At 71.5% G+C, this 13,201-nt stretch carries 9 protein-coding genes; 3 read left to right on the forward strand and 6 right to left on the reverse strand.

Features of this window, described 5'->3' with window-relative positions:
- Positions 1-28: 28 nt before the first annotated feature.
- Both ABD901_RS44790 and ABD901_RS44795 read right to left on the reverse strand, forming a co-directional pair.
- Positions 29-445, reverse strand: coding sequence for a DUF4190 domain-containing protein (locus ABD901_RS44790; protein WP_345137483.1), 417 nt, complete (start codon positions 443-445; stop codon positions 29-31).
- A 14-nt stretch (positions 446-459) separates the two neighbouring features.
- Complete coding sequence (locus ABD901_RS44795; protein WP_345137487.1) at positions 460-618, reverse strand: hypothetical protein; 159 nt, start codon at positions 616-618, stop codon at positions 460-462.
- Between the two features lie 86 nt (positions 619-704).
- Between ABD901_RS44795 and ABD901_RS44800 the strand changes: the two genes are divergently transcribed.
- Both ABD901_RS44800 and ABD901_RS44805 read left to right on the forward strand, forming a co-directional pair.
- Positions 705-1,340 (forward strand): TetR family transcriptional regulator, encoded by a 636-nt coding sequence (locus ABD901_RS44800; RefSeq protein ID WP_345137489.1) that lies wholly within the window; start codon positions 705-707, stop codon positions 1,338-1,340.
- A gap of 179 nt (positions 1,341-1,519) precedes the next feature.
- Positions 1,520-2,557: a GH12 family glycosyl hydrolase domain-containing protein gene (locus ABD901_RS44805; RefSeq protein WP_345137492.1), complete on the forward strand. Its 1,038-nt coding sequence runs from the start codon at positions 1,520-1,522 to the stop codon at positions 2,555-2,557.
- Between the two features lie 70 nt (positions 2,558-2,627).
- On the opposite strand, the gene ABD901_RS44810 is transcribed toward ABD901_RS44805, so the two are convergent.
- From ABD901_RS44810 to ABD901_RS44825, 4 genes are all read right to left on the reverse strand, one after another.
- Entirely contained in the window at positions 2,628-4,577 is a 1,950-nt protein-coding gene (locus ABD901_RS44810) for a phosphocholine-specific phospholipase C (protein WP_345137495.1), read from the reverse strand.
- A gap of 180 nt (positions 4,578-4,757) precedes the next feature.
- Complete coding sequence (locus tag ABD901_RS44815) at positions 4,758-7,886, reverse strand: GH92 family glycosyl hydrolase (RefSeq protein ID WP_345137497.1); 3,129 nt, start codon at positions 7,884-7,886, stop codon at positions 4,758-4,760.
- Between the two features lie 115 nt (positions 7,887-8,001).
- Positions 8,002-9,144, reverse strand: coding sequence for a hypothetical protein (locus ABD901_RS44820; RefSeq protein ID WP_345137499.1), 1,143 nt, complete (start codon positions 9,142-9,144; stop codon positions 8,002-8,004).
- Positions 9,141-9,662: a SigE family RNA polymerase sigma factor gene (locus ABD901_RS44825; protein ID WP_345137501.1), complete on the reverse strand. Its 522-nt coding sequence runs from the start codon at positions 9,660-9,662 to the stop codon at positions 9,141-9,143. Before ABD901_RS44825 ends, ABD901_RS44820 begins: the two co-directional genes overlap by 4 nt.
- A 199-nt stretch (positions 9,663-9,861) precedes the next feature.
- Here ABD901_RS44825 and ABD901_RS44830 point away from each other — a divergent pair, with 199 nt between their 5' ends.
- Positions 9,862-13,137: a glutaminase domain-containing protein gene (locus ABD901_RS44830; RefSeq protein WP_345137505.1), complete on the forward strand. Its 3,276-nt coding sequence runs from the start codon at positions 9,862-9,864 to the stop codon at positions 13,135-13,137.
- The last annotated feature ends 64 nt before the right edge of the window (positions 13,138-13,201 follow it).

Below are 13,201 nucleotides of genomic sequence, written 5' to 3' on the forward strand. Positions count from 1 at the left end.
ACCCGTCCCGCCGACCGGCCTGACGAGCTCACGCCGCGGTGACGTGCAGCAGGTTTCCGCCGTGCGCGCCGCCGATGACGAGCACCGCGAGGATCACGAGATCGGCGAGGCCAAGCACGACACCGAGCCCGGCGAATGCGCGGCCACGCCCGGTGACGGCGGGCCGACGCAGCGACCACAATCCGAGCACGATCGCGAGCGGCCCGAACACGACGTTGAAGAGGAACAACCCCGCTACGCCGAGTGCGAGCGACGCAACGATCCGATCGTCCGGCCGCCGCCGCCCGGCGGTTGTCCGCTCGGGACCGGTGTCTGCCGGCTCGCGCCCGGGGTTCGCCGGGTCGGCGTCGCCGGCGATCGGATCGGTCCGCGACCGTCCTGCGCTATCGTGCCGCGCGCCGTGTGCTTGCCGGGTTTCGCCGTGTGCGGTCACCTTCGGGTCCATTGTGGACAACCCTCTCATCGGTCGCGGAGACGGCGCGGGGGCCAGCGGCGGGCGATGATCAGTACCGCTGCGGCCGAAACGACGCCGAGGACCATGAGCACCGGTTGCCCGGTCAGCGCCGCCGGCCCGACAACGAGCAGGGCGACGAGCACCGCACCGACCAGCATGGCCATTGACAGCCTCTTTTCAGTGGACAGTTGTGCACTCACTTGCAGACTAGGGACACACCAGTTCGGTGCACAGGTGTTTACTGAGTGACGTGGCCCATACCCGCCAGGAGCAGAAGGCGCAGACGCGCCAGGCGCTGCTCGACACCGCGCTGCGCCTGCTCGAGGAGCGCAGCCTGGACAGCCTCGGCCTGCGCGAGATCACGCGCGAGGTGGGCATCGTCCCGACGGCGTTCTACCGGCATTTTCCCGACGTCGCGAGCCTGGGCGTAGCGCTGGTCGAGCAGTGCCTGGGCGGGCTGCGCGTGGCGGTACGCACCGTCCGCGACGGCATCGCCGACAGCGACGCCGTCATCGGGCGCTCCCTGGAGGTGCTGCTGTCGCAGCTGCACGAGCGGCGCGAGCATTTCCGGTTCATCGCGCGCGAGCGCCACGGCGGGGTCGCCGCGGTCCGGCAAGCGATCCGCGAGCAGCTCGACCTCTCGGCCGCCGACCTGGCGACCGACCTGCTCACGCAGCGGCTGCCCCACGAGGCCCGGCTGGACCGCTGGCAGCCGCAGGACCTGCGGATGCTGGCCGAGCTCATCGTCAACCACATGGTCCTGACGGCCGCCGCACTCCTCGAGGTCCCGGCCGGCGACCGCGCGGCCGAGTCCGACGTGCTGGACCTGGCGGAGCGCCAGCTGAGGCTCATCGCGCTCGGCAGCCGCCACTGGCCCGGCCCATAGCACGCGGCGCACTGGCGCAAGGAGACGCGGCGGCGGAACAACGACCGATCGCGACCGCGCAGTCCTGACCGCGCCCGCAATACAACGAAATCGCATCTTTCCCGCATCACCGGCCCTAACGTGGCATAACCTCCCGGTCGGGAGCGCTCCCACGGCGCGTCCCGGTACCGAGGAGCCCCATGAAACGCCCACTCCGCCTGCTGACGGCCGCCGGCCTGATGCTCGCTGCCTCGCTCGCCGCCGTCGGTGGCGGCACCGCGCAGGCGAACACCCAGATCTGCGACAAGTACGGCTCGACCACCATCCAGAACCGCTACGTCGTCATGAACAACCGTTGGGGCGCCGACACCCCCCAGTGCATCAACGTGACGAGCACCGGGTTCGCGATCACGGCGGAGCACCACAAGGCGACCAACGGCGCGCCGGCCGCCTACACGGCGATGTACCTCGGCTGCCACTACGACGCCTGCTCGCCCGGCACCAACCTGCCGATGCGGCTCTCCGGAATCCGCAGCGCGACCAGCAGCGCCGGCTTCGCGTACCCGGACAGTGGCGTCTACAACGTGTCCTACGACGTCTGGCTCGACCCGGCCCCGAACACGCACGGCACCAACCGGCAGGAGCTCATGATCTGGTTCGCCAAGCGCGGCCCGATCCACCCCGTCGGTTCCCGGGTCGCGTCCGCGACCATCGGTGGCCGCGTCTGGGACGTTTGGTCCGGCTTCAACGGCTCGAGCGACGTCGTGTCGTACGTCGCCAGGTCGCCGATGACCAAGTGGAGCTTCGACGTCATGGACTTCGTCGACGACGTCAGGACACGGAGCAAGGTCACCACCGCGTGGTACCTGACCAGCATCCAGGCCGGCTTCGAGCCCTGGGTCGGCGGCACGGGCCTGGCGGTCACGACGTTCAGCGCCGCCGTCTCCGCGGGCGTGCGGACACCGCACGGCTCCCCCTCGCCGTCGCGTTCGCTCGCACCGTCGCGCTCCGCGGCGCCCGCGCCCACCAGCGCCGCACCGTCCGCGAGCCCGCGTTCCGCCGAACCGGCCAGCCCGGACCCGGCTGCCACCTCCCCCGCTCCGGCGGCCGTGCCGACCTCAGGCGATCGGCAATCCGGATCGGTCGGGTGGTTGGTGCTCGGCGCGGTCGTCGTGGTGCTGCTCCTGGCCCGCGGCTGGCTGTGGACCCGACGGCGACGCGGCCCCCAGCCGGGCTGACACGCCTGCTGCGACCGCACGGCCGCACACCCCGCCCGAGCGGCGACAGGTGTGCGGCCGAGGAGTGGTCTCAGGCGTACAGGCGACCGGCGAAGCGGCGGCCGAAGCCGTCGCCGACGTTGGCGGTCACCGTGTAGTCGTAGTGGCCGGCCGGCGTCGCGGTCAGGGTGCCGGTCCACGTGCCGCCGGGCGCGACCGTGGCCGTCGACGTCGAGCCGCCCGACGCGCCGGTGGCGACGTTGCGGCCGATCGTGAAGGTTGCCGGCGCCGTGCCCTGGTTCGTCAGGGTCAGGGTCAGGCCCAGCCGGCCGTTGTCGGCCACCGACGCCTCGGGGTGGGCCTTCGACGTGTTGGTCCAGGTGCGCACGTCGCCGGTGAAGCCGCGCAGGTAGCCGTCCGGGCCGTGCAGGTCGATGTCGTAGGGGCCGCCGCCGTACGTCAGGGCGCTGAAGTAGTCCGACGCGCTGCCGGCGGTGGGGCAGGTGTAGTTCCAGGCCTGGTAGGTGCGGTAGTTCACCGTGTACGCGGTGAAGCCGGCGCCCAGGGTGCCGTTATTGACGACCTTGAACCAGAAGCGGTTCGTGGTGGTGTCGGTCCACGACGTCGTGGTGAAGCGGTAGCCGATCGCGTTCGCCGGGCGGTCGCCGGACTCCGGGGCCGGCATCGTCGAGCTCGACGGGGCGGTCGCGTTCGGCAGGCCGTCCTGGCCGTCGCACGCGGCGACCAGGGCCCTGGTGTCGGGCAGGGCGGGGAACGTGGTGACGGGCGAGGAGAAGCGCAGCGCCGAGGTGAGGTCGCCGCAGACCGCGCGGCGCCAGGCGGAGATGTTCGGCTCGCGCACGCCGGTCCACTGCTCGACGAAGCGGATCGGCGACGTGTGGTCGAACACCTCCGAGCAGACCCGGCCGCCGGTGCTCCACGGCGAGATGACGGTCATCGGCACGCGCGGGCCGAGGCCGATCGGCTTGCCGCCGACGAACTCGTCGGGCGTGCCGGCCGGGGGGACCGGCGGGGCGACGTGGTCGAAGAAGCCGTCGTTCTCGTCGAAGTTCAGGAACATGACCGTGCCCGCCCACACGTCCGGGTGCGCGGCCAGCGCGGACAGGAAGCCGCCGACGAAGTCCGCGCCATATGCCGGCGGGTACGACGGGTGCTCCGACCGCGACGCCGGCGCGACGATCCACGAGACCTGCGGCAGCGTGCCCGCGTTGAGATCGGCGGTGAACGCGCCGAGAGCCGAGGCGGCCCGGACCATGCCGCGGGTCCAAAGCGGCGAGTCGTGCGCGGCGCTCTTGAACTGGTTGAACCACGCGAGCGGGTTGTCGTCGTAGTTGTCCTGCTCCTGGTACACCTTCCAGCTGACCCCGGCCGCCTGCAGCCGCTCCGGATAGGTGGTCCAGCTGTAGCCCTTCTCGCTGTTGTCGGTCACCGGCCCGCCGGCGGTGCCGTTCGGGTCGATCCAGCCGGTCCACTGGTACAGCCGGTTCGGGTTCGTCGGGCCCTGCACGGAGCAGAAGTACTGGTCGCACACCGTGAACGCGTCGGCGAGCGCGTACTGCCACGGGATGTCGGCGCGGGTGTAGTACCCCATCGTCTTGTCGGTCTTGGCCGGGATCCAGTTGTCGTACTTCCCGCTGTTCCACGCGCTGTGCGTGCCCGACCACGAGTGGTCCAGGTCGCTGATGCGCTGCGCGTCCGTCCTGGTCGTGTCGAGGCGCCACGGCAGCAGCACGGATCCGAGCAGGCGCTTCTGGTGCCACACGTCCGAGCCGGAGGGGAACCGCAGCGCGCTCGTGTCGCCGAACCCGCGCACGCCACGCAACATGCCGAAGTAGTGATCGAACGACCGGTTCTCCTGCATGAAAATGATGACGTGCCGGACCTGGTCAAGGCTTCCAGCGGCCGCCGGCGCGGCGGCGGCCAGCTGTGCCGCGCCGACCAGCCCGGCGCCGGCCGTGGCACCACCGGCGGCGCCGGCCGCGGCGGCACCCAACAGAGTACGCCGACTCACAGGGGACATATGCGCTCCTCGATATTTCGGACGGGCGCGAAGCAGCCTCCTACCGGCAGGTGACGACGATCGGTCTCCCCGTTGAACGCCACAACGTCGTTACGCGGATTCAAATCCGTCATTGCAACGACCACAGCGAGCGGCACGGCCCCCAAGAGGACCGTGCCGCCAACTGGAAGGGACTGGCTACTAGGCGTAGGCCTCCAGTTCGTAGATCCGCGCCGCGTTGTCCGTGGTCTGGGTCGCTGTGATGACGTTCAACCGGACGTAACGGCCGGTGACGTTGACCGCGTGCGTGGTGACGTCCGCGGTGTTGCCGCGCGGCGACGCCACCGTCGTCCACGTGCTGCCGTCCGTGGACACCTGCAGGTCGAAGTCGCGGGTGTCCCACGTCGCCGACTCGCCGCCGGCGCCGGCGTGCTTCACGACGATCGAGCTCAGGTGGACCGACGAGCCCATGTCGACCTGCAGCCACTTGCTGGACCCGAGCGAGCACCACTTGTCGGAGTTGCCGCCGGAGACGCTGCCGTTGACCGCCTTCTCCGGGCCCTCGCTGCTGGCGCAGGAGGAGTCGGCGGTGGCCGGCTTGTTCAGCAGGAGGTTGCCGGCGGGGCCGGTGCTGTAGACCTCGAACTCGTAGATGCGCGCCGCGCCGTTGCCGTCGTTGGCGGGCGTGGAGATGTCCATCCGCACGTAGCGGGCGGTCCGCTGGGCGAACTGGTGCAGGGTCCGGCTGGAACGGTTGCCCGTCACGGAGGCGGCCTGGGTCCAGTTGGTGCCGTCGGTGCTGGTGGAGATGGTGAACGCGCCCGTGTTCCAGCCGGTGTTCTCGGCGCCGAGGCCGGCGTGCTTGATGACCACGGAGCCGACGGTCTGGTTGGAGCCGAGGTCGACCTGCAGGAACTTGGTCGCCGCCGACGAGCAGAACTTGCTGTTGTTGGCCAGGCTGCCGTCGAAGGCCTTGTCGGCCGACTCGGCGGCGGCGCAGGTGGCCGAGCCGCTGGCCGCCTTGCCCTGGGCGAGGTTCGTGCCCAGGTTCGGCGGGGTGGCCGGCTGCGAGGCGCCGTCGGTGAAGGACGGCGGGACGTTGCCGGCGCCGGTGCCCCACGACGACGGGCTGGTGCCCATCGTGTACTGCAGGGTGCCGCCCGCGGCCAGGTCCGGGTAGCGCAGGTAGTTGTTCGACACCGAGGAGCCGTTCAGCGTCAGGCTCTGCACGTACTGCGACGTGGAGCTGCCGCCGTTGATCTGGATGTTGCCGGCGGTGCGCTGGATGAGGATCGACGGGAACGACGGGCCGTGGATGGCCAGGGTGTCCGCGCCGGGCGTGGCCGGGTACATGCCCATCGCCGACCAGACGTACCACGCGGACGTGGCGCCGAGGTCGTCGTTGCCGGGCAGGCCGCCGGCGCCGGTGGTGAACTGCTCGGTCATGACGCGCCGCACCGCCGAGGAGGCGCCGGCCGGGTACTGCGCGAAGTTGTACGCCCACGGCACGCCGTGCTCGGGCTCGTTGCCGAGGTAGAAGTACGGGCGGGACAGGCCGGCGTTGAGCTCGGTGAAGTGGTGGTCGAGGCGCTGCCGCGCGGTCTGCGGGCCGCCCATGAGGTTGATGAGCCCGGCGAAGTTGTAGGTGACCATCCAGGTGTACTGGGCGGCGTTACCCTCCGTGAAGGGGCTCTCCTGCGCGGGGTTCAGCGGCCACGGCCACGTCCCGTCGCTGTTGCGCGGGTGGATGAACGAGGACTCGGTGTTGAACGTGTTGCGCCAGTACTGGGCGCGGGTCATCGCCGAGTTGTACGTCGTCGTGTCGCCGAGCGACTTGGCGAACTGGGCCACGGCGAAGTCCGACGCCGAGTACTCCATCGAGTCCGACGGCGCGCCCGAAATGTACTTCTTCGACTCGTACTCGGCCTCGCGCCCGCGGATCGGCGAGCCCTGCGCACCCTGGCCGGCGATCGCGTTCTTCATCAGCTGCAGCGCGGCGGCCGTGTCGAAGTTGCGGGCCCCGAACTGGTACGCCTCGTCGACGATGATCGGGCCGGGGTCGCCGGTCATCACGAAGTCCTCGCTGGTCTGCTGCGACCACTTGGGCAGCAGGCCGCCCTGCTGGCCGTCGAGGACCATCGACTTCATGATGTCGCTGGCGATGTCGGGCGCGATGAACGCGACGAGCGCGGACCACGAGCGGTAGATGTCCCAGCCCGAGTAGTTCTGGTACACGTTGTGGGTCGCGGTGTGGATCGCGTTGTCGAAGCCGCGGTACTGCCCGTTGGTGTCGCTGGACAGGTTGGGGTTCTGCATGACGTGGTAGAGCGCCGTGTAGAACTTCTGCAGCTCGGTGGCGCTGCCGCCGGTGGCCTGGATGCGGTTGAGCGCGGTGTTCCAGGCGCCGTCGGCGTTGGTGCGCGCCGTGTCGAACGCCGCCGTCTCGGCGTTGAGGTTGGCCGTGGCGTTGGCGACGCTGACGAAGGAGACGCCGATCTGGGCGTTGACGACCGCGTTGCTCGTGGTGTCCCAGGTGACGAAGCCGCCGGTGTTGGTGCCGCTGGTGCTCGCCGAGCCGTTGCTGATCGTCGAGCCGCTCCAGGTGCCGAACGACGACGGTGCGCGGTCGAAGTGGATCGAGAAGTAGATCGGGTAGGTCTTCGAGGACCCGCAGAACCCGCCGGCGGTCACGTTGCCGGTGATGTTGCTGCCCGAGATGGTGATGGCGCCGCTGCGGTTGCCGGTCGCGCTGCGGCTGGTGTTGACGAGCAGCCGCGACTGGGTGCCGGAGGGGAACGTCAGGCGCATCACGCCGGTGCGGGAGGTGGAGGTGACCTCGACGTTCGTCGAGTACTTGTCCAGGCGATTCTTGTAGTAACCGGCCTGGGCGACCTCGTTGGTCTTGGTGTACGCCGATGCGTAGCTCGTCCACGCCGAGCCGGGCGAGGAGCCGAGCGCGCCGGTGACCGGCAGCAGCCCGATGTCCTCGTTGTTCGGGCAACCCGCCCCGTTGAAGTGGGTGAGGCTGAACTCCTCGATCGTCCGGTCGCTGTCCCGGTAGCCGGAGGGCGAGGCGGTGGGCGTGTCCGGGCTGAACTGGAGCATGCCGAAGGGCACGGTCGCACCCGGGAACGTGCTACCGCCGGCGCCGCCGCCGACCGGGTTCGGGGAGTTGCTGTCGTCCGTACCGATCAGCGGGTTCACGTATTGGGTCAGGTTGAGGTCGGCGGCCTGGGCGGGGGCCGCGAACTGCACGACGGCTAGGGTGCTGCCCAGTAGGGCGGCTCCCGCGCCGGCGAGTAGCCGGTCGACCTTGCGGGATCGGGGCATGGTGTCTCCCGTTCGGTGGCGGTGAGGACGGGAGAGCGCTCTCGATTGACATTCATAGCCCCTGATCTACGTTTGGTCAACATTTGTCAATACAGCCGCAGGTCAGAGGCCCGCGTCAGCCCTGGCCACAGATCCACACCAGGGGCAGGCCGCCGGGCTGGCCGCCCGAGACGCCGCCGACGACCGAGCCGTCGTGGTTCATCGACGTGCCTCGCACGGACTCGGCGCCGGCCGGCGTCGGCAGCTGCGTGGTGCCTCGATCGCGCACCAGCATGACCTGCCGGTCACTGCTGACCAGGATCGAGCCGTCGGCGCCGACGTCCCGCCCCGTCAGGCCGCGGGGCACCGCGTAGCCGGCGGGTTCGACGCTGCCGGGGCCGGTCAGCCACCGGACGTTCGCGGTCAGGTCGAAGGCGTAGCCGGCGCCGAGGCCGTTGACGAGCCCGTTGCCGGCACCGGCGGGCAGCGGCAGCTCCCGGCCGTGCCCGTCGGCGTCCCACACGTAGGGGCGGTGCCGGCCGGCAATGTCTCCGACGTACCCGCCGACCTCGCCGTTGTCGGAGATGTCCATCGCGGCCGAGTTGTCCGGCGCGGCCAGCAGCCGCGGGTGCAGTGGATCTGCGCGGCGCCACACGACCGCCTGCTGCTTGCCACCGCCCGGGCCGTAGACGCCGGCGACATCGCCGGCGCCGTTGACGGCCGACGCCTGCGTGAACGACGCCGAGGCGGCGCCGGCGGGCGGCGTCAGCACCGTGGCGTGGGTGCCGGTGAACGTCATCGCGCGCGAGCGGCCGCCGGAGTCGTTGCCGGTGCCGGCCGCGACGCCGGACGAGCTGATGCCGGCGAGGGAGGTCACGTCCACGTCCTGCACCCCGCCCGCCGGTTCGCCGTCGTGCCAGATGACCACGCCGCGGTGGTCGGCGCGCAGCCCGGCCGTCCAGCGTCCGGTGGTGTCGACGACGACGTGCTCGATCGGCGCGCCGCCGGACACGGCGAGCGCGTGCGAGCGGCAGTTCGGGTCGACGGTCAACGTCGGGGTCGGCGACGGGTGCGGGTGCGCGGGCGGCTGCGGCAGGCGCTCGGCCGCGATCGCGGCGACGCCGACGGTGGCGACGAGCACGAGGGCGGCGGCGACGCCGGTGATCGCGGCGCGGCGCCGGCGCACCCGCCGCCGCCCGGCGGCCACGAGCAGACCCGGGTTGAGCGCGGTGCCCGGCGCGACGTCGTCGCGCAGCAGCTGCAGCGGGTTGTCGTTCACGCGGCACCACCCTTCAGTACGGCGATCTCGGAACCGGACAGCAGCCGCCGCAGCGACTTGAGCCCGTGCGACGTCTGGCTCTTCACCGTTCCCTCCGAGCGGCCCAGCACGGCCGCCACCTCCTCGACCGGCAGGTCGCACAGGAACCGCAGCACGATCACGGTGCGCTGGCCCTCCGGCAGCGCCCGCAGCGCCTGGCGCAGCACCATGCGCTGCTCCGGCCCGGGATCGTCGGGCGGTCCGGGCGTCTCGTCGGGCGGGTTGGCCCACAGCTGCACCCGGGCCCAGAAGCGCCGCCGGTCGGACAGCACGGCCCGCACGACCATGGTGTGCACGTACGCGTCGAGGTTGCGCACCTCGTGCATGCGCCCCCAGCGCTGGTACAGCGCCGTCAGCGCATCCTGCACCGCATCGTCGGCCCGGTGGCGGTCGCCGGTGAGCTGGTAGGCGATGCTGTGCAGCCGCGGCAGCCGGGCGGCCACGTACTGCGTGTAGTCATGTTCCAGGTCCGATCGCAACGCTTGCGGTTTCCCTTCGCGGCAGGCGGTCACAGGTTAGAGGCGCGCCGCGAGGCATCGGGTTGTACCGAAATCTGATCTGTCAATGCTTTTCAGAACTCTCGCGGAACTTTCAACGACCGAACAACTTCAAACAGGTACCGATGAATATCCATGTAGATCGTTGACACATAGCGTCGGAAAATGTTTGCTACGTCACGTGAACCCGCCATTGCACCCCAGCCGCCGGGACCTGCTCCGCCTCGCGGCCCTGGGCGGGCTCGCGGGCACCGCGCTCGGCCCGATCGCCCTGGCCCCAGGCCCTGCCGACGCGGCCGGCCCGTCGACGTTCACGCCGATCCGCCCGCCCGCCACGCCCCTCGCGGTGCGCTCGCCCTACCTCTCGACGTGGCTGCGCGCCGACAACCTGCCGGGCAACTGGCCCACGTTCTGGGCCGGCGCCGTCACCGCGATCACCGGCATCGTGCGCGTCGACGGGCAGCCCTACGTGTTCATGGGCGCGCCGTCCGGCGGCTGGCCCCTCGCCACGCAGAGTGCGCTCGTCGTCACCGCGACCCGCTCGACGTTCACGATCGTCGCGGGCCCGGTCCGGCTGGAGGTCGAGTTCCTCTCCCCCGTCGACCCGGCCGACCTGCGGCGGCAGTCGGTGCCGATGTCGTACCTCTCCGTGACCGCCTTCTCCGCTGACGCGAACACGCACCAGGTGAGCCTGTACGTCGACATCTCCGGCGAATGGGCGCACGGCGACCGCACGACGCAGATCGGCTGGGCCACGCAGGCGAGCGGCGGCCAGCGGGTGCACACGTTCCAGCCGGCGAGCCCGGCCGTGCTCGCCGAGGCCGGCGACCAGGCGTCCTGGGGTACCGTCATCTTCGCCACCGACGACGTGAGCGGCCTGACCTGGCAGACCGGCGCGGACACCGCGGTGCGCGCCCAGGCGGCGAGCACCGGCGCCCTGGCCGGCACCGCCGACGCCAACCAGCCGCGGCCCATCAACGCGAGCTGGCCCGTGTTCGCCTTCAACCGCGCGCTCGGCGCCGTCGGCCCGGCCGGCAGCGGCCCGGTCGTCCTCGTCATCGGCCACGTCCGCACGCCAGCCGTGTCCTACCTCGGCGCCGGCCTCGACCCGTGGTGGCGGACCTACTGGGCCGGTTGGCCGGACATGCTCGCCTGGTTCCGTGCGGATCGCGACGCGGCCCGGGCCGGCGCCGCCGCGACCGACGCGCAGGTCGACGCGTGGGCTCGCCAGGCCGTCGGTATCCCGGGAGCCGCCGCCGACCAGTACGCCGCGCTGTGCGCCCTCGTGCTGCGCCAGGCGTTCGGCGGGACCGAGCTGGTCAACCGCGGCGGGTCACCCTGGGTGATGCTCAAGGAGATCTCCTCCAACGGCGACTTCAGCACCGTCGACGTCATCTACCCGGCGTTCCCGGCGTACCTGCGCATGAGCCCTCGCTGGCTGGAGCTGCTGCTCGCGCCGCTGTTCGACTACACCGAGGTGCGCGGCTTCGACAAGCCCTTCGCGCCGCACGACCTGGGCGTGTACCCCAACGCGTTCGGCCGCATCGGCCAGCCCGAGGAGGACATGCCGGTCGAGGAGTCGGCGAACATGCTCGTCATGGTCGCCGCGCTGCTCTCGCGCATGCCGGCCGCCCGGGCGGGCGCCTACGCGACCGCGCACTACGCGAAGCTCAAGCAGTGGACCGACTACCTGGTGGCCAACCTGCCCGACCCGGGCAACCAGAACCAGACCGACGACTTCACCGGGTTCATCGCGCACAGCGTGAACCTGGCGCTCAAGGGGATCGTCGGCATCGGCGCGATGGCCACGATCGCCCGCTGGGCGGGGCAGCCCTCGACGTACGCGGCGACGGCGCGCTCCTACATCGCGCAGTGGCAGGCGATGGCGCAGAACTCGGGCCGGACGCACCTGAAGCTCACCTACGACGGCGCCGACACGACGTGGAGCCTGAAGTACAACGGCTTTGCCGACCGCCTCGCCGCCACCAACCTCGTGCCGGCCGCGATCGCCGCCGAGGAGGCGAGCTGGTACGTGCAGAACCAGCACGCCTACGGCGTCCCGCTCGACCCGAGGCACACGTACACGAAGGTCGACTGGGAGCTGTGGGCCGCGGCGTTCCTCACCGGGCAGCCGGCCGCTCGCGACGCGCTCATCACCAAGGCGTACACCTTCGCCAACACCACGGCGTCGCGCGTGCCCTTCACGGACTGGCACGACACCGACAGCGGCAACCAGGCCGGGTTCGCCGCGCGGCCCGTCATGGGCGGCGCCCTCGCGCTGGCGACCCTGTGCAACGCGCCGAACGGGCTGACGGGCGCGTGGCCGCTGCGGGGCAACCAGCTCGACGCGAGCGGCAACGGCCACGACGGGTCGGGCACGCCGATGACGACCGCGCGCCCGGTGGTGCGCACCGACGGCTCGTTCACGGTCATGGCCCGGGTCAACCCCACCGACCTCGGCGGGTTCCGCACCGCGGTCAGCCAGGACGGCGCCCGGGTGAGCGGGTTCTTCCTGCAGTACTCCGGGCAGGACGGCCGATGGGCGTTCGCCATGACCGCCGCCGACGCCGATGGCGCCGCCTCGACCCGCGCGGTGGCCTCGACCACGGCCGCGACCGGCGTGTGGGCGCACCTCGCCGGGGTCTACGACGCCGAGGCCGGCCAGATCCGCCTCTACGTCGACGGCGTGCTGCGCGGGCAGGCCGCGTACACGGCCGGCTGGCAGGCCAACGGTCCCCTCGCGGTCGGCCGGGCGCGATGGAACGGCGCCGCCGTCGACGCCTTCCTGGGCGCGATCGAGGACGTGTGCACCTACGACCACGCCCTGCCGGCCGCCTCGATCTCCGCCGCCGCGGGCCTGGCCACGAGCCAGGTCGCGGCGTACCACTTCGACGCCGCCGACGCATCCCTGACCCTCAGCGGTGGCGCGGCGCTCGGCGGCGGATACAGCGGCACGGGGCTGGCGCTCAACGGCAGCACCGGTTTCGCGACCGCGCAGCGGCTGGTCGACACGTCGGCGAGCTTCTCCGTGTCGGCCTGGGTGCAGCTCGCGGCGACGTCGAACTTCGCGACGGTGGCGGGGCAGGACGGCGCGCAGGCGAGCGGCTTCTACCTGCAGTACTCGGCGGCGGACAACGCGTGGGCGTTCGCGATGCTCGCCGCCGACCAGGCGAACGCGGCGGCGACCCGGGCGGTGTCGCCGTTCCCACCGCGGGTGGACGGCTGGACGCATCTCGTGGGGGTGCGGGATGCGACGGCCGGCCGGTTGCGGCTGTACGTCGACGGCGTGCTCGTTGCCGACGCGGCGGCGGGCTCGGCGTGGGCCGCCGGTGGCGCGTTCACGATCGGCCGGGGCAAGTGGAACGGCGGCGACGCCGACCACTTCCCCGGCCGCATCGACCAGCTGAAGGCCTGGACCAGGGCATTGACGGACGCCGACGTCCGCGTCATCGGCTGAGCCGCATCTCGTCATCGGCTGCGCCGCATCTGGAAGGAACATTGCCTGTTGACCGGGGATCTAC

Origin of the sequence: Dactylosporangium darangshiense, from assembly GCF_039537565.1 — a bacterium.
In the GTDB taxonomy this organism is placed as follows: Bacteria; Actinomycetota; Actinomycetes; order Mycobacteriales; family Micromonosporaceae; genus Dactylosporangium; species Dactylosporangium darangshiense.